Below are 18,915 nucleotides of genomic sequence, written 5' to 3' on the forward strand. Positions count from 1 at the left end.
TTAATTGTGATTTTTAAAATATTCGCCCGCGGCCTTTACAAACCCTGTAAAAAGAGGATGTCCGTCGCGAGGTGTTGAGTTGAACTCTGGGTGAAATTGACCGGCTACAAACCAAGGATGCTCAACAATTTCGATGACTTCTACTAAGCGTTTGTCAGCAGATAGCCCAGAGACTTTTAATCCGGCCGCTTCGACTTTGTCACGTAAGTTATTGTTCACTTCGTATCTGTGTCTATGACGTTCATATATTTCGCTAGCACCATACATATCATGTACTTTGCTATCTTGAAGTAAGTGGCATAACTGACTGCCTAAACGCATTGTGCCACCTAAGTTTGAGTTTTCGCTACGAGACTCTGTCGTACCAGCTGCATCTAACCATTCGGTAATAAGGCCTACCACGGGGAAGGGCGTATCAGGATCAAACTCTGTACTGTTAGCATTTTCCATGCCTGCTACATTTCGCGCATACTCAATTAACGCGACTTGCATGCCTAAACAAATACCCAAATAAGGGACCAGATTTTCACGAGCGTATTTGGCTGCGGTGATTTTGCCTTCAACACCACGCTCACCGAAACCACCGGGTACCAATATGGCATCAAGACCTTGTAATATTTGTTCGCCTTTGCTTTCAATATCTTGTGAGTCTATGTATTTAATCTTCACCGTTAATCGATTTTTTAAGCCCGCATGTTTAAGGGCTTCATTAACAGATTTGTACGCATCGGGTAGTTCAACATATTTACCCACCATACCTATGGTCACCTCACCCGTTGGGTTTGACTCTGCGTAAAGTACTTGTTCCCATTCAGTCAGATCGGCTTCAGGGCATTCCAAACCAAAACGTTCAACGACTAACTCATCCAAGCCTTGGGCCTTAAGCATGGCGGGAATTTTGTAAATGCTGTCAGCGTCTCTTAAAGAAATGACGGCTTTATCTATCACATTGGTAAATAATGCTATTTTTTGTTTTTCACTAGACGGTAAAGGCACTTCCGAGCGACACACAAGAATATCGGGTTGCACGCCAACCGATCGCAATTCTTTCACTGAATGTTGAGTGGGTTTTGTTTTGACTTCAGCTGCCACGGCGAGATAGGGCACTAACGTAAGATGCATATACATCGCTCTGTTGCGGCCTACTTCAACGCCCATTTGACGAATTGCTTCGATAAAAGGTTGTGATTCAATGTCCCCAACCGTGCCGCCAATTTCTACTATGGCTACATCTACACCTTCTGAGCCAGCAATAATACGGCGCTTAATTTCGTTAGTGATATGCGGTATAACTTGAATGGTGGCGCCTAAATAATCACCACGACGTTCTCGCTTGAGCACTTCTTCGTATACTCGTCCTGTAGTGAAATTATTTCGCTTGGTCATACGGGTACGAATAAAACGTTCGTAGTGACCTAAGTCTAAGTCTGTTTCAGCACCATCATCGGTGACAAACACTTCACCGTGCTGAATGGGGCTCATAGTGCCTGGGTCAACGTTGATATACGGGTCAAGCTTTAGCATAGTGACGTTTAAGCCTCTAGCTTCTAAAATTGCGGCAAGCGAGGCTGCCGCAATACCTTTTCCAAGTGATGAAACGACACCACCTGTGACGAAAATATAATGTGTCATGATAACCCTAGTAAAGGCGTTTGAATTGAAATTGAGTCAGCGTTGTAAAGTGTGGTTTGAATTTTCTTGATAAAAGGTCAAGAAAAAAACCATAACCGGACGGAGCGATATTGTACTAAAAAATACCATCTCAGACAAAGATTAATCTGAAATAAAAGGCATAAGATATTTAAATGACATAAATATCTTATGCCAAGTTCTGATTATCCCATTAAGTTGTATATCACTGCGCCAAGACCACCCACTAGTAATACAAGGTTAGCGAAAAATCCCATTATAAAACCAAGCGCTCTGCTGCGAGGCTCTTTCACATAACTGATAGCGTAAATGGGTCTGCCAATTATAAATAGGATACCAATTGCGGCGCCTGTTGTGGGGCTGACAAAATAGGAAAAAATCCACAGTGCAGGTAAAAACACGATTAATTGCTCAAGTGTATTTTGTTGAACACGGTACAGTCTTTCCCATATGGGGTTGCCAGATACAGCAGGTGCTATCACGTTATATTTTTCTCGACTAAAGCCCACTTTAAAAGCAAAAAATAAATATTCTAGTAATGCTATAAGTGTCACAATTGCTGGTAATTCCATGGTGTACCCTTTGTTAAATTATATGGGAGTTTACTTGTCTGCAGCCAACGTTTTCAGTTGATATAAATATTCTAACGCCTGTTTAGGGGTTAAATCGTCTGGATTGATTTGTTGAAGACTTAGGCGCAAATCATCCACAGTATTCAGTAGATTAAGTGGCTGCTCTTGCCTAGTCGCTGGCGGATTTGTCAATACTGGTTGGTTTTCTAACTCTGCTAATTTACGCTTTGCTTGTTGTATAACGCTTCTAGGCACACCTGCTAGTTGAGCTACTTGTAAACCGTAACTTTTATTGGCTGCGCCTTCTTGTACCGCATGCATAAAGCGGATCGTTTCTTGGTGCTCTACCGCATCAAGGTGAACATTAGCCAGTTCAGGCAACTCTTCGGCTAGTTGGGTCAGCTCAAAGTAGTGAGTTGCAAATAACGTATAAGACTGGATGTGGGTGGCTAGGTATTCAACACATGCCCATGCCAGTGATAAGCCATCATAGGTGCTCGTACCACGACCTATCTCATCCATTAACACCAAACTATTGGCTGTGGCGTTATTCAGGATATTAGCCGTTTCAGTCATTTCCACCATAAAAGTCGAGCGACCTGAGGCTAAATCATCTGATGCACCAATACGGGTAAATACCCGATCGACGGGGCCTATTTGTGCGTTTTCGGCGGGGATAAAACTGCCTATGTAAGCCATTAACACTATCAATGCTGTTTGACGCATATAGGTAGACTTACCCCCCATGTTTGGGCCGGTGATCACCAACATACGTCTGTGTGGATCCACCGCAATGGGATTCGCGATAAAAGGGGTTTTCATGACATGTTCAACGACTGGGTGGCGGCCTTGGCCAAAGTGAATGCCACTTTTTTCTGTGAGTTCAGGGCAATGGTAATTTAACGTTTCAGCGCGTTCAGCTAAATTAGTGAGTACGTCGAGTTCAGCTATTGCATCAGCACTTTGCATCAAATTCGCTAATTCAGGCATCAAAATATCGAACAGCTCGTCGTAAAGGCGTTTTTCTAAGGCTAAAGATTTACTCTGGCTGGTGAGCACTTTATCTTCGTGCTCTTTTAATTCTTGAATGATGTAACGTTCATTGTTTTTTAGGGTTTGCCGGCGCACATAATCTGCGGGTACTTTGTCGGCATAACTGCGGCTGACTTCAATAAAGTAACCATGCACTCTGTTGTAACCCACTTTTAAAGTAGCAATGCCAGTACGCTCTTTTTCGCGCTGCTCTAGCTCATCTAAATAGTCAGTTGCCCCTTTGGACAAAGCGCGCAGTTCGTCTAGTTCTACATTATAGCCGGCTTTGATCACGCCACCATCACGAATTAAAACAGGGGGGGCTTCTTCTATGGCGTTATTGAGGAGTTCTGCAAAGCTAGGAAACTGATTGATAGCGTTTGCCAATTGCATTAAACCGATGTTGGCAGACTCAGCGGATTGGTCTTTAACAAACCCTTGAATATCTGGCAGCAGCAAAAAAGCTTGTCTTAGTCTGACAAAATCTCTGGGTCTGGCCGAGCGCAGCGCTAAGCGGGCTAATACTCGTTGCATGTCACCAATTTGTTTGAGGCTGCTCTGCAACTGTGGATAATCACTGTTGAGAAGTGATGTAATATCTAACTGTCTTTGTTTGAGTATTGTTTTATTGGTTAAAGGTCGATGCAACCAGCGCTGTAACAACCGACTACCCATAGGCGTTGACGCATTGTCCAAGACACTGGCAAGGGTGTGTTCTTTACCACCAGCTAAGTTTTGGGTTAATTCTAAGTTGCGCCTAGTAGCAGCATCCATTAATACCGTGTCAGATTCTGTTTCCAGAACAATACTGCGAATGTGCGGCAGAGCACTTCTTTGCGTGTCCTTAACATATTGCATCACGCAACCAGCCGCGCACAATCCTGTTTTGAAAGCGGTTACACCGAAGCCTGTTAACTCCTTAGTGCCAAATTGTTGATTTAGCTGCTTGGTAGCAGTATCAAAATCAAACTCCCACTGAGGGCGGCGTCTCAATCCCTTGCGTTGTTCAATAATATGCTGAAAAGCAAAGTCTTCTGGGTACAATAATTCTACTGGATCAGTGCGCTGTATTTCAGCGGCTAGCGCTTCAGTATTCTTGGGTTCACACAGTGTAAAGCGACCTGTGGTGACATCTAATGTGGCATAACCAAAGTATGTATTGCTTTGATGTTTGACACTCACCACTGCGGCTAATATGTTGTCTTGTCTATCTTCTAACAAGGCTTCGTCTGAAACAGTACCCGGGGTAATAATACGTTGGACCTTTCTGTCCACAGGTCCTTTGCTGGTGGCAGGATCGCCTACTTGTTCGACTATGGCCACCGACTGGCCCATTTTGACTAATCGAGCAAGGTAATTTTCCACCGCATGGTAAGGAACGCCAGCCATAGGAATGGCATTGCCGCCTGATTTACCTCTAGCCGTTAAAGATATATCAAGTAATTCAGAGGCTTTTTTGGCATCATCAAAAAATAGTTCATAAAAATCACCCATGCGATAAAACAGCAATATGTCGGGATGTTCAGCCTTTATCTTTAAATATTGCTGCATCATAGGAGTGTGAGATTGCAGCGCTGGGCTAATGTTTTTTTGCTCTGAAAAATGACTCGATGGCATAATAGCGACTACTTTATTCTTTTTATATAAGGGGTGGCGTGACATGTTCATCATTAGCTATCACATATTTAGGTTGCCCATATGACTGAAGACATTACCCAATTAGCACAACGTTTAGGCATTTCTCTTTCTGCAAAAGGTTGGCAAATCACCTGTGCAGAATCTTGCACCGGAGGTGGAGTAGGATACGCCATCACAAGTATTTCTGGAAGCTCAGCATGGTTTAAAAAAGGTTTTATTACTTACTCAAATGACGCTAAGCAAGAACTGTTAGGCGTAACTGATAATACTTTAATCAAACACGGTGCCGTATCGGCAGAAACAGTCGAAGAAATGGCTGCAGGAGCCGCAAAACATGCCAATGCCGAAGTTGCCATTGCCATCAGTGGTATTGCAGGCCCTGATGGAGGCTCACCCGATAAACCAGTAGGCACAGTCTGGTTTGGTTTTTTCATTAATGGAAGTATCATCAGTCAAAAACAACTGATTACGGGTAATAGGCAAACTGTTAGAATAAAAGCGATTGAGTTCGCTTTATCAAATTCACTTAAGTTATTGCAAAATAAACAATGAAAAAAGACTCTAAAAATAATTTCTACTTTTCACTTGTAACTGTATAACCATACAGTATACTTTAAACTTAATTACTGAATCAAATCAGTGTTGAAAAACGTTCAACACTGATTAATCACAAAGGACATTCTGATGGACGACAACAAAACCAGAGCGTTAACTGCTGCCTTAGGCCAAATCGAAAAACAATTCGGTAAAGGCTCTATTATGAAATTGGGCGACAACAAAACCATGGACGTTGAAACGATATCAACGGGTTCTCTTGGTTTAGACATAGCGCTTGGTGCTGGTGGCTTACCTTTAGGGCGTATCGTTGAAATATATGGCCCAGAGTCCAGTGGTAAAACGACCTTAACGCTTGAAGTGATTGCCGAAGCACAGCGCAACAATAAAGTGTGTGCTTTTATTGACGCCGAGCACGCACTTGACCCCATTTATGCCAAAAAGCTTGGCGTTGATGTAAACGAGCTGTTAGTTTCACAACCTGATACGGGTGAACAAGCGTTAGAAATTTGTGACATGTTAACCCGTTCAGGGGCAGTGGATGTCATTGTTGTGGATTCGGTTGCAGCGCTTACTCCTAAGGCTGAAATTGAAGGCGACATCGGTGATTCTCACATGGGGCTTGCCGCCAGAATGATGAGCCAAGCTATGCGTAAGCTAACGGGTAACTTAAAAAATTCAAATACCATGCTTATTTTTATTAACCAAATCCGAATGAAGATTGGGGTGATGTTTGGAAGCCCTGAAACTACCACGGGTGGTAATGCCTTGAAGTTTTATGCTTCGGTACGTCTAGATATTCGCCGTATTGGTGCGGTTAAAGCCGGTGATGAAATCGTGGGTAATGAAACACGCGTTAAGGTGGTAAAGAATAAAATTTCCCCTCCTTTCAAACAAGCTGAGTTTCAAATCATGTACGGCGAAGGTATAAACAGCCTTGGAGAACTCATTGACTTAGGTGTCACCCATAAAATGGTTGAGAAGGCTGGTGCATGGTATAGCTGTAATGGTGAGCGAATTGGCCAAGGAAAAGCGAATTCAATCGGTTACTTAAAAGAACACCCTGATATGGCTAAAGATCTTGATAAGCGTTTAAGAGAATTATTATTGTCTAAGCCAGTAGAGGCCGATGAGACTGTAAAAAAAGAAGACGCGTTGTGATCTAAAGATTAAAAAAGAAAAACCCGCAGAGATAGCGGGTTTTTTTATGTGTTTCAGAAACAGAGAATAATGCATAGCAATCATTATAAGCAATTGGTATGAGGCAAGTGAGGACTATCCCAGTTTCATCTCAGTTTTATAAGTCATCTAAAATATTTATAAGCTGTGTACTGGCTTGTTCCATTTTATCAAAAAAGAGTAAACTTTGTTTGATATCGCCAGATTGTAAATGTTTCAAAGCCGCTATGCCGTTTTGGTGTATTTCAGAGTGAGGTCTCTCGATGGCTTTAAAAGACATGTTTTTTTGGTACTGGGGAGCTTGATCATTATTATCCCATTGTCCTTATCTAGATTGTTTATGATCTAAAAATGAATCTACAGATTTTTGAGAACGCCCTAGTGCCACCTCGTATACTTCGCCTTTCCAAACGATATGATCTAACTTTACCGTCTGAATAAAACTTCTATGCGTCACCCCAACAATGGAAGATTTCATTATAGCAACCGTATTGTTAATACCGCTGTAATTGTCATTTAAGCCAGCAATGGTATTAGATAATTCAACATTTGATTCTTCAAGTGCTGTGGCAAATTTAACGCCTGCCTCGGTATTTGTTTAATTCTTGCAATGAGTCCACCTACCTCTTCTGCAGACCTACTGGTATTAATTGCCAAACTTCCCACTTCATCTGCCACAACAAAGACCCCGCAACTAGCATCCCCAGCTCTAGCCGCTTAAATTGCAGATTAAGTGCTAATAAATTTGTTTGGTCTGATATGTTAGATATGGTCACTACAAATGAATTAATGCTGTGGACAATGACTTCTAAGTTAGCCATTCTTTGTGACCAATGGCCACTAACTATTTGTTTTAGCCAGTAGGTCTGGGCCTAAGCCTATGATATTATTATTCGATAGTTTGATGCATTTTTTTTACTATTTATTTGTTTGACTCTTTATATAAAAACGAGGATACCATTGTCGGTCATTTCTGTAGCTAATCTATCTGTAGTCAAAAGAGATAGGTTATTGTTTGAAAACTTAAACTTTGCCGTTGAGCAAGGAAGTTTACTGTACGTAAAAGGGCAAAATGGGGCCGGTAAAACCAGCATGCTCAGGGTACTGGCAGGATTAGTTGAAGCTGATTCTGGCGAGGTGTATTTCGCCTTACAAAACATCAAAGATTGCCGAGAGCACTATCATCAAAATCTGGTGTATTTTGGGCACAAGTTGGGCATTAACTCAACGTTAAGTGCAGTGGAAAATTTGCAGTATTGGTGCCAGCAGCATGAGGTCGTTATTTCTGTTGATACAATATTTTATACTTTGGCTCAGCTCAATTTGGTTGGGTTAGAAGATATCCCCGTCGCCAATTTGTCTGCTGGGCAACAGCGTAGAGTGGCGTTGGCAAGGTTTTGGTTTAAACAAAATGCAAAACTATGGATTTTGGACGAACCTTTTACCGCCCTTGATACCCAAGGTGTTGAGTCGATAAGTAAACAAATTACTACATTTCTCAGTGGCGGTGGAGCGGTGGTGATGACTTCTCATCAAGCTTTATGTATAGATTACCCAACTGACGAATTAACCTTGGAGTACCGGATTCAGTGACAGCATTGATGGCTATTTTGAAACGCGACTTAGCCTTAGCCTATAGACAGCGAGCAGAGCTTATACAGCCAATGTTATTTTTTGTTTTGGTCATAAGTCTCTTTCCACTGGCTGTAGGACCTGAACCAAAAACATTACAACTCATTGGTCCTGGGGTGATTTGGGTTGCTGCTATATTGTCTTCTCTGCTGGGTTTAGAACGTTTGTTTCGTGATGATTTTCAAGATGGATCATTAGAACAGTTAATATTGTCGAGCACTTCATTGCCTGCTGCAGCCTTGGTCAAAGTTCTGGCTCATTGGTTAACCAGTATTTTGCCATTGATCTTATTATCACCTCTGTTGGCGTTATTTTTACATTTGAGCGAACCCATGTATTGGGCATTATTAAAAACCCTGCTATTGGGCACGCCTTTATTGAGCTTAATTGGTGCCATAGCCGTAGGATTAACTGTTGGATTAAATCGCGGTGGTGTGTTGCTAGCCTTATTGCTTCTACCTGTATTTATTCCTCTATTAATCTTCGCTACCTCTGCGGTGGGATCGGCCTCAATGCAATTACAATATAATGCACAATTGGCAATTATTGGCGCTATGTTCCTTTTTTCCTTAGCTTTGGCGCCTTTTGCCATCGCCTATGCACTTAGAGTGAGTCAAACCTGATGTGGAAGTGGTTACATCCTTACGCCAAAACTGAACGAACATATCACTTATGCCAAAGGTTATTACCTTGGTTTAGCCTGTTCGGTTTGGCAGTCATTATATTAGCAACTGTTTGGGGATTAGCCTTTGCTCCAACAGATTACCAACAAAGCGAAGCTTACCGCATTATTTACGTGCATGTACCCAGTGCAGTGCTCTCAAAAAGCCTATACAGCGCTATGGCTATTGCTGCTTTTATTGGTTTGGTTTGGCAAGTCAAAACGTCTTTTATGGCAATGATAGCTTTGGCTCCAATAGGTGCGACTGTGACTTTTATTTCACTTATTACTGGTGCCGCTTGGGGTAAACCTATGTGGGGAACATGGTGGGAATGGGATGCTCGATTAACCTCGCAATTGATATTATTGTTTTTGTTTCTTGGGGTGATTTCTTTATACAAAGCTTTTGAGGATAAACAGCAGGCGGGCAAAGCTGCTGGGGTGATGGCGATAGTGGGAGTGATAAATTTACCGATTATTCATTACTCAGTTCAGTGGTGGAATACCCTGCATCAAGGCGCCACCATAATGAAACTTGGGAAACCTTCTATGCCGCCAGAAATGTTGTGGCCACTTTTATTGTCCATTTTAGGATGGGCACTTGTCAGCGGCGCTATTTTTTTATTGCGCATGCAAAACGAAATTCTACAAAGAGACATTCGTCGCCCTTGGGTGGTGGCTTTGGGAAACAAAAGCTTAGCGTTAAACAAGGGCAAATAATGGTTTTTGACGACATCAATAGTTTTTTTGATATGGGTGGTTATGGTCTATACGTATGGCTGTCTTTTGGCTCCTCAGCCCTATGTTTATTGGTTTTGTGGTTAGACTCACATTTTTCAAAGCGACGATTAATAACACACGTATTGCATGAACAAACAAGGCAAGGGCGAATTAAAGCTGCAGCTGAGCAAAGTGCTACAGCTGAGCAAAGTGCTACAGCGGAACAAAGTGCTACAGCGGAACAAAGTGCTACAGCGGAACAACGTGCCACAGCGCAACAAAAAACTCACGGAGAAACAATATGAACCCAAGACGTCAAAAACGTTTGATGGTTGTGTCTGCAATCGTGCTAGTAGTGGGCAGTGCTATTGGTTTGGTGTTGTATGCGTTAAGTCAAAATATTGATTTGTTTTATACGCCATCTGAAATTATTGATGGAAAACAAGGCCAGATCCCTCAAGTGGGTCAACGATTACGCATTGGTGGCATGGTGGTGCCTGGCAGCGTTAAGCGCGATCAAGAAACGTTAACTGTGACCTTTGATTTAATGGATGTCGGTCCCACGGTGACGGTGAGTTATCACGGGATTTTACCTGACTTGTTTCGTGAAGGGCAGGGCATCGTTGCAACAGGTGTGTTAACTAAAATTAATCATATTGAAGCTCATGAAGTGCTAGCTAAACATGATGAAGAATATATGCCCCCAGAGTTGGCAGAAAAAATGAAAGGCATTAAACACATTAAGCCCTCACAGGCTAGCTACGGTAACACTGAGGCAGGAATATAAATATGTTAGCTGAATTAGGTAATTTCGCTTTAGTGCTGGCTCTTGTGATGGGCATATTGTTATCCATTTATCCTATGTGGGGTGCTTATAAAAATCATACCCAAATGATGGCAATGGCGAAACCTTTGGCGATTGGTATGTTTGTATTTACTGCTTTTGCTTATGGTTGCCTGACCCATGGTTTTATGACGGACGATTTTAGTTTGGCCTACGTGGCGAATACATCGAACAGTACCTTGCCAATCTATTACAAGATAACAGCGGTGTGGGGTGGGCACGAAGGTTCATTTTTGTTATGGGTGCTAATTTTTTCTATTTGGACAGTGGCGGTGGCACTTTTTAGTCAGGCTATTCCCATCAAAATGGTCGCCAGAGTGTTGTCTATTTTAGGCATGGTGGGGGTTGGCTTTTATTTATTTATGTTACTCACCTCTAACCCTTTTGATCGCCTGTTACCTTTTTTCCCCATTGATGGCAAAGACTTAAACCCGCTGTTGCAAGATTTTGGGATGATTATTCATCCGCCCATGTTGTATATGGGGTATGTGGGTTTTTCTGTTGCCTTTGCTTTTGCTCTTGCTGCATTGATCTCCGGTCAACTAGATTCTACCTGGGCGCGTTGGTCGCGGCCATGGACTATTGCTGCCTGGTCTTTTTTAACGGTGGGCATTTCTCTTGGCAGTTGGTGGGCTTACTACGAACTAGGTTGGGGGGGCTGGTGGTTTTGGGATCCAGTTGAAAACGCTTCGTTTATGCCATGGCTTGTGGGTACAGCACTGATCCATAGCTTGGCCGTTACCGAAAAACGTAAAGTATTCAAGTCTTGGACCGTCTTGTTGGCTATATCTGCGTTTTCATTAAGCTTACTAGGAACATTCTTAGTGCGCTCGGGCGTGTTAGTTTCAGTGCATTCATTTGCAAGCGATCCCAGTCGTGGATTATTTATTCTTGGATTGTTAGTGGTGATTATAGGTGGCTCTTTGGCCTTGTATGCTTACAGGGCACCACAGCTAAAAGGAAGTGGTCGATACCAACTGTTTTCTAGAGAAGTGCTATTGATGGGCAATAATGTGTTCTTAACCGCTGCTACTTTAGTTGTGTTGTTAGGTACCTTATTACCCTTAGTACACAAAGAAATCGGTATGGGTTCTATTTCAATCGGCGCCCCCTTTTTTAATCAAATGTTTACTTATCTAATAGTGCCATTTGTACTCTTTATGGGTATTGGCCCACTGTCACGTTGGAAAAGCCAATCGGCAGATGCTTTATATAAACAATTATTGATTGCGTTTGGTTTAAGTGTGTCAGCCGGCATATTGGTTAATGCCAGTTTCGAACAATCCAGTTACATGGCAGCCTTAGGCTTAGTCATGAGCTTTTGGATCATTATTACCACTATTATAGAAATTCGTCAGCGTGTTCAGCCTCAGATTGCGTCAGGAAAAATGACTATTGTAGAAAGTCTACAAAAGCTTACGCCAAGTCATTGGGGCATGGTATCTGGGCATCTTGGTTTTGCGGTAACACTTACCGGGATTGCATTAGTTAGCGCATATAATGTAGAGCGCAATGTAAGAATGGCGGTGGGTGATAAAGTCACTTTACAAGGTTATGAATTTGTATTTAAAGGTATTTCAGAATTTGCAGGACCTAATTATACCGCCGATATTGGGCATCTAGATGTTAACCAAAACGGCCGAAAAGTAGCGTCATTAGCTGCTGAAAAGCGTTTTTATCCGGTACAAAGAAATGTTATGACGGAAGCGGGCATCGACTCGGGTTTCACGCGAGATTTATTTGTGGCGTTGGGTGAGCAGCTAAAAAATGGGGATTGGTCTTTACGAATTTATGTGAAACCTTTTATCAACTGGATATGGTTAGGTACATTTATCATGGCCTTTGGAGGTATATTGTCTATTAGTGATAAGCGCTATCGAATGGCGAAAATTACCGTCAAACCTAAAGCGAATACATCTCAACATTCAGCTTTGACGGAGCAAACATTGTGAAAAAAGTGGCACTGTATTTGATCCCACTAGGACTGTTTTTAGGGTTAATTGTATTTTTGTATCAGGGGTTATTTTCTGATCCAAGAGAACATCAATCTAGTTTAATCGAACAGCCAATGCCTAAATTTGTATTGCCCGACTTGATGGATACCCAGCAAACTTATACCCAAGACGTGTTTATTGGCGAAGTGACGTTACTCAATGTGTGGGGAGTATGGTGCATCACATGCGCCGTTGAGTTGCCCTATCTCAAACAGTTACGAGATGAAGGCAAACATATTGTGGGTTTGTACTATGACCAGGATATTGATCCCGACTTTGGGATTAAAACAGTTCAACGAGTCCAACAGGAAGTCACCGACAAACTCAGCCAATTAGGTAATCCTTATGCCTACAATATATTTGATGTGAAGCGAGATTTATCGTTAGATCTTGGGGTAACAGGTGCCCCTGAAACCTATTTGATTGATCAACAAGGCAAGATACGTTTGCATCATATTGGCGATATCAATCCACGTGTTTGGAAGAAAAAGTTTGCACCCATATACAACCTCTTGGCGGCGCAATGAATCGCGTAGTCTACCTATTCATTTTTGTAGTGCTGGGGAGTTTTTGCAGCCTAGCTTTAGCCACTGAAAACAAGTTTCACTTTGATTCACCTGAAAAAAGCGCTTTGTTTTTAGATTTAACCAAAGAGTTACGTTGTCCTAAATGTCAGAACCAAAACATTGCTGATTCTGATGCCATGATAGCGGTGGATTTAAAACGCAAGGTCTTCGAATTGCTGCAAAAAGGTCACGATAGACAGCAAGTCATAGATTTTATGAAACAACGCTATGGTGATTTTGTGTATTACCAACCCCCAGTGAACCCTATGACTATTTGGTTATGGCTATTACCCATATTATTTGTGTTTGTGGCTTTGGCTGGGATAGTGATGACTCGCAAACGCCAACCGGCTGAGATAGACAACGAACAACTGGCCAAAGCACAAGCAATTTTGGAGCGTGACGAGTGAGCTTATTTTATCTAGGTGCAGGGTTATTTATTGTTATTTCCGTGATGTTTATATTATTTCCTTGGTTTGCAAAGCGCCGCGATGACTCTGTTAGTCGATTAACCAATAAGAGCCTGATCAAACAACGTTTAAAAGAGTTACATATCGAGCAACAGCAAGGTTTGCTTAGTGATAAAGATAGATTGCAGTCAGAAAACGAGCTCAAGCTTGCTTTGTTGGATGAAACAAAAACCAGTCAAAGCAACGAGGAAAGCGTGGGAATTGCTCTTGCAATTGGTGCATTATTTAGTGTTTCAGTAGGTATAGGAGTGTACCTGTATTCAAATCAAATCCAACACATTGATCGATGGCTCATGGCGCAGCAACAAACCAGTGAACTTGGCCAGCGGATGATCAGAGGCGATGAAAACCTTAATTTAAACGATTTACAAACCTTTGCTTTAGGACTAAGAACAAAATTAGTCGACACCCCAGAAGATGCTACCGGGTGGATGTTGTTAGGCCGAGTATCTGGCGCCATAAATCGGGTAGACAGTGCTATTCAAGCCTTCGAAAAGTCTTTGAAATATGACCCTAATAATATTGGAACCTTGTCCAGCTATGCTCAAGCGTTGTTAATGACGGGCCAAGAACAGCAAGTATTACAGGCTAAGCAAGTGCTGTTACAGATATTGAATTTAGAACCCGATAATACCAATGCCATGGGCGTTTTAGCTATTGCTGCCTCTGAATTAGGTGACAAAGCGTTAGCATTACAAAATTGGCAACGATTAGTGGCTTTCATACCTCAAACCGACCCCAATTACGTGGCGGTTAATCAACGTATCTTGCAATTGCAGACCGAGATAACCCAAGATAATCAGCCATTAGCTCAGGACCCACCTCAGGTATCAGTCGACGAGTTGGAATTAACGCGAGTGTTGTTAACGATCACTATCAGTGATGAATTAAAGGCTAAATTGCCTGCAAATGGGTATCTATTCGTATTCGCACAAGAAAGCACTGGAAAAATGAAAATGCCAGCTGCTGTGGTGAAAATGCCTCTTGGGGCATTCCCTTTGATGGTGGAGTTGTCTGATAACAACGCCATGACACCGAATTATACATTGTCGCAACTCCAACAAACTAAGTTGGTGGCCAGGGTGTCTATAGATGAAAACGGGACTGAGTCAGCGGGTGACTTTCAAGGTGAATTGATCGCGACTTTGAGAGCGAACGAGATGACAAAAGAAACAATCACGATAAATAGGGAATTATAATGAATAAAGTAGGTGTTCTAGTGTTGGCGACAGGATTGTTGCTGCTTGGTGGGTGTGCATCCCAGCAGTCTGCTAATGAACAAACGCAACAATATGAAGATCCTAAAGATCCCTTAGAGTCTTTTAATCGCATTATGTGGGATTTTAATTATGAAGTCTTAGATACATATATTTTACGACCCACAGCTGTCGCCTACTCAGAGCATATGCCTCAAATAGCGCGCATGGGTTTACTGAACTTAGCAGAGAATCTTGAGGAGCCATCCAACGGCCTTAACAATCTGTTGCAAGGGAAGCTGGATGGTACTTTTATCAGCCTCGGACGTTTTCTACTGAACTCCACCGTGGGGTTGTTAGGGGTAATTGATGTTGCCAGTGAAATAGGACTAGCAACTCAAGAAGAGGAATTTGGAGAAGTACTGGGTAAATGGGGGATGGGTACAGGGCCCTATTTGATGATACCCGCACGAGGACCCAGTGATGTGCGCAGTTCGGTAGGTGATTTTGTTGATTCTTCCTATTCTCCGATTGATGGGCTTAACTTTTACTTAGGCTTTTTGCGCGTGGGTATTAAAGTATTGGAAGGCAGGGCGTCGGTGATCCAACAAGAACAACAGCTTACTTCTTCTACTGACCCTTATGCGTTTGTGAAAAGTGCTTATTTTCAAAATTTAGAATTTAAAGTGAAAGATGGAATAGTAGAAAAATCTGCAGAAGAAGCCGCGTTAGAAGATGATATCGATGCGTTTTTGAATGACTTATAGCGTTTGCTTTTAATGTGAACTCAGCATAAAAAATGCCCTGAAACCTCTCAGGGCATGTTTGTATATGAAAAGGTTAACTATTATAACCCTGAGGATTATTGGCTTGCCAGTTCCATGAGTCTTTGCACATTTCTGCAAGCCCTCTGGTAGCCGTCCAGCCCAACGCTTCGCTGGCGGTTTTAGGATCAGCATAACACGAGGCAACATCACCCCCTCTGCGTGGTACAAATTGATATGGGATCGCTTTTCCGCTTTGCTTTTCAAACTCTTTGAGCATCTCTAGCACGCTATATCCTTGGCCTGTGCCCAAGTTGTAGGTCACAATCCCTGGGCCTGTATAGAGTTTTTCTAACGCTTTTAAGTGCCCTGCGGCTAAGTCTTCTACGTGAATATAATCTCTGACACCCGTACCATCAGGCGTATCATAGTCGTTTCCAAAGATAGATAATTGGTCACGGTTGCCTGTGGCGACCTGAGTAATAAAAGGCATCAGGTTATTGGGGATCCCATTGGGATCTTCGCCTATACGCCCTGATGGATGCGCCCCAGCCGGATTGAAATATCTCAGTAGTGCGATGTTCCAGTCGTTGTCTGATTTGTATAAGTCCCGTAAAACTAACTCAACCATGAGTTTGGACATGCCATAAGGATTGGTGGGTTGTCCTGTTGGCATATCCTCACGAAGGGGCAGTGCCACAGGATCACCATATACAGTAGCGGAAGAGCTAAATACCAGGTTTTTAACACCATATTTGTTCATGGCTTCGCATAGTTTTAAGGTGCCATACACATTGTTGTTATAATAATTGAGTGGTTTTTCTACCGATTCTCCCACTGCTTTTAATCCAGCAAAATGGATAACCGCATTAATTTTATGTTTGGAAAAAAGTAATTCTAGAATGGTGTGGTCGCGGATATCACCTTGCACAAATATGGTATTTTTACCGGTTAACTCTTCAACGCGTCTCAGTGACTCCTGCGATGCGTTACACAGGTTATCGAGCACTATGACTTGATTACCCGCCTCCAAGAGCTGCAAAACAGTATGGCTACCAATATATCCTGCCCCGCCTGTTACTAAAATTGTCTGCATCATTTGTTTCCTTCCTTATGAATATTAGATTGGGGGATATATTTAGCACACAAACCGTACTGCACTGGTTTGACTAAGATAGGGTAAAGTAATGTGATCAGTAATGCCCAGGCAATGGCCATCCAGTTGGTCGCTGTTTGAATGATAAGGGTAAATACTGGAATAACAACCAACATTTTTAGCACATTAAGACATAATTTTTCAGGTCCAATTAATTTAGTTTGAGCCAATTGCACCGCTGCTAATCTTTGGGTTAAAGACAAAGACTGTAATTGTGGAATCTGTTTGGTGGAAAAATACAACTTCATATGCGATATGACCTGCTTGTAACGATTAAACAGCCCACATAAGCAAAAACTTAGATGGGCATTGATTTGAGTATTCTGTGTTAATTAATCAGTGTCAATTAGTAACCGTCAATTAATAAGTGTTAATTAGCAACTGTCAATTAATCAGTGTCAATTACTTTACGGGTTGTTCCGCCAGTTTTTCCCACTTCTTAGTCTTAAATGTGAATAAGAAAATGACAATACCAATTGAAATAGTGAATAAGCTAATTTGTAGATAAAGACTGGGCATATCTTCGACCTTATTTGGATCAAAGTTCCCTGCTAATAAACCAGCCACTACATTGCCGATAGAGTAAGTGAGTACAAACACTCCCATCATCTGACCTGCAAAACGCTTGGGGGATAATTTACTGACCGCTGATAAGGCAACGGGACTCAAACATAACTCACCCACAGTATGTAAAAAGTAGGTGGCGATCAACCAATAAGGGGCCACCTTTAAACCTGTGGCAGCCACTTGGGCAGCAAAAAACATCACAAGAAACCCTGAAGCCATAATGATCAAGCCAATAGCACATTTTAAACCATAGGATGGGGTGATCATTTTTTTAGCCAAGTTTATCCACATGGCGGCGAAAAAAGGTGACAAGATAACAATAAACATAGAGTTAGCAGATTGCAGCCATTCGGGTGGGATCTCGAACGTGCCTATGATCCTATCGGTGTAATTTTGTCCAAATAGATTAAGCGATGATCCTGCTTGTTCAAAACCTGTCCAGAAAAATATAGACGCAATACACACAAGAAATAACGCCCCTAATTGACGTTTTTCGTTTGGTGAGTTGTTACCCAGAAAAAAGATTGCCGCAAAGTAGCTTAAAAATAATACGGTGGCGAGAACGGCAAATTTCTGAGCCACAGCAACAGCATTAAATGCCATCATATTATTCATTAACATGTAAGCAACCACTACCACACCCAGTAAAAATACGCCAATCACCGACCAGCTGATTTTTGCTGCTTTTGGTGAAAGCCTAACTGTGGGCTCTGCACCTGCACCTTCTAATTTACTCAAGGTCTTCTTATATAAAATTAAGCCAATGCCCATACCAATGGCTGCAGCACCGAATGCCCAATGCCATCCCATGTTAATGCGCAAATAACCACACACTGTATAACCAATCACCGAACCTAAATTGATACCCAGATAATAAAGGGTGTAACCACTGTCCCGTCTTTTGTCGTCACTTGAATAAAGCTGACCAACTAACGCGCCGATGTTAGGTTTTAATAAGCCTGTACCCAGCACCACTAAAATCAAGCCAATAAAAAAAGTATGGTCATTGGGTATCGCCAACACAATATGGCCACACATGATGATGATTCCGCCATACCAAACTGCTTTTTGTCCACCTATTAAACGGTCAGCCATCCAGCCACCTGGTAAACCCATTAAATACACTGAGCCGGTATATAGGCCGTAAATAGCGGTTGCCGAAGCAACAGTGATGGCTAACCCACCTTCTTGAATTGATGCCGTCATGAAGAGCACCAGCATGGCACGCATGCCGTAGTAGCTCATTCGCTCCCACATCTCAGTCAGAAAGAGTGTGGAAAGCCCCCCAGGATGGCCCAGAAAATCCTTTGTTTTGGTTTGAACTGATTCAGTTGTCATTTAGTCTGCCTTTTATTGTTATAATGTTTGACAAGTTAGTCTGAGTTGCCTCGGTTTAGTACCCCTGAGAGGTTACTTCCTTAAGGCAATAGTGGCATCATGAATGCAGTCCGATGTAATTTTAGGGACCACGTTTAGAAACAATTAATCTTGTTTACCATCCACACGGCATGGTTATACTAAAGTCGCAACAACAACTCAAGTGTTCAGTCAGTGATAGAACTTTATACTATGTACTATTTATGTACAAAATACATAGTATTCCATTTTTAATAACCAATTTTTTCGTCGACTGTTTGCTATGTATTATCATGATACTTAATGAAATTTCTACAAACATAGGGAGAATAACTATCGCGTGGGGATTTCACTCGATACACA

General features: G+C 42.1%; 20 protein-coding genes. 12 read left to right on the top strand and 8 right to left on the bottom strand.

Translation table 11 applies throughout. The features are described 5' to 3' along the window. From Q0Y52_RS10190 to mutS, 3 genes are all read right to left on the bottom strand, one after another. Window positions 1-1,632 carry a CTP synthase gene (locus Q0Y52_RS10190; protein ID WP_297821194.1) on the bottom strand — a complete coding sequence of 544 codons (1,632 nt, stop codon included), beginning with the start codon at window positions 1,630-1,632 and terminating at the stop codon, window positions 1-3. A 203-nt stretch (window positions 1,633-1,835) separates the two neighbouring features. Next, window positions 1,836-2,222: an MAPEG family protein gene (locus Q0Y52_RS10195; RefSeq protein WP_297821196.1), complete on the bottom strand. Its 387-nt coding sequence runs from the start codon at window positions 2,220-2,222 to the stop codon at window positions 1,836-1,838. A 30-nt stretch (window positions 2,223-2,252) separates the two neighbouring features. Beyond that, window positions 2,253-4,871: a DNA mismatch repair protein MutS gene (mutS, locus tag Q0Y52_RS10200; protein WP_297821513.1), complete on the bottom strand. Its 2,619-nt coding sequence runs from the start codon at window positions 4,869-4,871 to the stop codon at window positions 2,253-2,255. A gap of 81 nt (window positions 4,872-4,952) precedes the next feature. Between mutS and Q0Y52_RS10205 the strand changes: the two genes are divergently transcribed. Continuing rightward, on the top strand, window positions 4,953-5,444 hold the full coding sequence (locus Q0Y52_RS10205; RefSeq protein ID WP_297821198.1) for a nicotinamide-nucleotide amidohydrolase family protein: 492 nt from the start codon (window positions 4,953-4,955) through the stop codon (window positions 5,442-5,444). Between the two features lie 132 nt (window positions 5,445-5,576). Further along, complete coding sequence (recA, locus tag Q0Y52_RS10210) at window positions 5,577-6,608, top strand: recombinase RecA (protein ID WP_297821200.1); 1,032 nt, start codon at window positions 5,577-5,579, stop codon at window positions 6,606-6,608. 136 nt (window positions 6,609-6,744) lie between these two features. On the opposite strand, the gene Q0Y52_RS10215 is transcribed toward recA, so the two are convergent. Both Q0Y52_RS10215 and Q0Y52_RS10220 read right to left on the bottom strand, forming a co-directional pair. Continuing rightward, complete coding sequence (locus Q0Y52_RS10215; protein WP_297821202.1) at window positions 6,745-6,906, bottom strand: hypothetical protein; 162 nt, start codon at window positions 6,904-6,906, stop codon at window positions 6,745-6,747. Window positions 6,907-7,142: 236 nt separating this feature from the next. Next, window positions 7,143-7,304: a hypothetical protein gene (locus Q0Y52_RS10220; RefSeq protein ID WP_366939276.1), complete on the bottom strand. Its 162-nt coding sequence runs from the start codon at window positions 7,302-7,304 to the stop codon at window positions 7,143-7,145. Window positions 7,305-7,586: 282 nt separating this feature from the next. On the opposite strand from Q0Y52_RS10220, the gene ccmA reads away from it, so the two are divergent. From ccmA to Q0Y52_RS10270, 10 genes are read left to right on the top strand one after another with little or no spacing between them, the layout of a single operon-like run. Next, on the top strand, window positions 7,587-8,219 hold the full coding sequence (gene ccmA / locus Q0Y52_RS10225; RefSeq protein ID WP_297821204.1) for a cytochrome c biogenesis heme-transporting ATPase CcmA: 633 nt from the start codon (window positions 7,587-7,589) through the stop codon (window positions 8,217-8,219). A gap of 8 nt (window positions 8,220-8,227) precedes the next feature. Beyond that, window positions 8,228-8,881, top strand: coding sequence for a heme exporter protein CcmB (gene ccmB / locus Q0Y52_RS10230; RefSeq protein WP_297821516.1), 654 nt, complete (start codon window positions 8,228-8,230; stop codon window positions 8,879-8,881). Then, window positions 8,881-9,639, top strand: a complete 759-nt coding sequence (locus tag Q0Y52_RS10235) for a heme ABC transporter permease (protein WP_297821206.1) — start codon at window positions 8,881-8,883, stop codon at window positions 9,637-9,639. The genes ccmB and Q0Y52_RS10235 overlap by 1 nt, the downstream gene beginning before the upstream one ends. Beyond that, window positions 9,639-9,944 (top strand): heme exporter protein CcmD, encoded by a 306-nt coding sequence (gene ccmD / locus Q0Y52_RS10240; RefSeq protein ID WP_297821208.1) that lies wholly within the window; start codon window positions 9,639-9,641, stop codon window positions 9,942-9,944. Before Q0Y52_RS10235 ends, ccmD begins: the two co-directional genes overlap by 1 nt. Then, on the top strand, window positions 9,941-10,426 hold the full coding sequence (ccmE, locus tag Q0Y52_RS10245) for a cytochrome c maturation protein CcmE (protein WP_297821210.1): 486 nt from the start codon (window positions 9,941-9,943) through the stop codon (window positions 10,424-10,426). The genes ccmD and ccmE overlap by 4 nt, the downstream gene beginning before the upstream one ends. A 2-nt stretch (window positions 10,427-10,428) precedes the next feature. Then, a complete protein-coding gene (locus Q0Y52_RS10250) occupies window positions 10,429-12,435 on the top strand; it encodes a heme lyase CcmF/NrfE family subunit (protein WP_297821212.1) in 2,007 nt (668 codons plus the stop codon). Continuing rightward, entirely contained in the window at window positions 12,432-13,004 is a 573-nt protein-coding gene (locus Q0Y52_RS10255) for a DsbE family thiol:disulfide interchange protein (protein ID WP_297821214.1), read from the top strand. Before Q0Y52_RS10250 ends, Q0Y52_RS10255 begins: the two co-directional genes overlap by 4 nt. Next, window positions 13,001-13,453, top strand: coding sequence for a cytochrome c-type biogenesis protein (locus Q0Y52_RS10260; RefSeq protein ID WP_297821216.1), 453 nt, complete (start codon window positions 13,001-13,003; stop codon window positions 13,451-13,453). Before Q0Y52_RS10255 ends, Q0Y52_RS10260 begins: the two co-directional genes overlap by 4 nt. After that, a complete protein-coding gene (gene ccmI, locus Q0Y52_RS10265; protein ID WP_297821217.1) occupies window positions 13,450-14,712 on the top strand; it encodes a c-type cytochrome biogenesis protein CcmI in 1,263 nt (420 codons plus the stop codon). Before Q0Y52_RS10260 ends, ccmI begins: the two co-directional genes overlap by 4 nt. Continuing rightward, complete coding sequence (locus tag Q0Y52_RS10270; RefSeq protein WP_297821220.1) at window positions 14,712-15,476, top strand: VacJ family lipoprotein; 765 nt, start codon at window positions 14,712-14,714, stop codon at window positions 15,474-15,476. The genes ccmI and Q0Y52_RS10270 overlap by 1 nt, the downstream gene beginning before the upstream one ends. 73 nt (window positions 15,477-15,549) lie before the next feature. Here the strand turns inward: Q0Y52_RS10270 and galE are convergent, their stop codons facing one another. The 3 genes from galE to Q0Y52_RS10285 all read right to left on the bottom strand — a co-directional run bounded on the left by galE (window position 15,550) and on the right by Q0Y52_RS10285 (window position 18,534). After that, window positions 15,550-16,569: a UDP-glucose 4-epimerase GalE gene (gene galE / locus Q0Y52_RS10275; RefSeq protein WP_297821517.1), complete on the bottom strand. Its 1,020-nt coding sequence runs from the start codon at window positions 16,567-16,569 to the stop codon at window positions 15,550-15,552. After that, window positions 16,569-16,877 carry a DUF6170 family protein gene (locus tag Q0Y52_RS10280; protein ID WP_297821222.1) on the bottom strand — a complete coding sequence of 103 codons (309 nt, stop codon included), beginning with the start codon at window positions 16,875-16,877 and terminating at the stop codon, window positions 16,569-16,571. The genes galE and Q0Y52_RS10280 overlap by 1 nt, the downstream gene beginning before the upstream one ends. Window positions 16,878-17,031: 154 nt before the next feature. Further along, window positions 17,032-18,534 (bottom strand): peptide MFS transporter, encoded by a 1,503-nt coding sequence (locus tag Q0Y52_RS10285; protein ID WP_297821224.1) that lies wholly within the window; start codon window positions 18,532-18,534, stop codon window positions 17,032-17,034. Window positions 18,535-18,915: the final 381 nt, after the last annotated feature.

It is taken from the genome of uncultured Paraglaciecola sp. (assembly GCF_943787955.1).
In the GTDB taxonomy this organism is placed as follows: Bacteria; Pseudomonadota; Gammaproteobacteria; order Enterobacterales; family Alteromonadaceae; genus Paraglaciecola.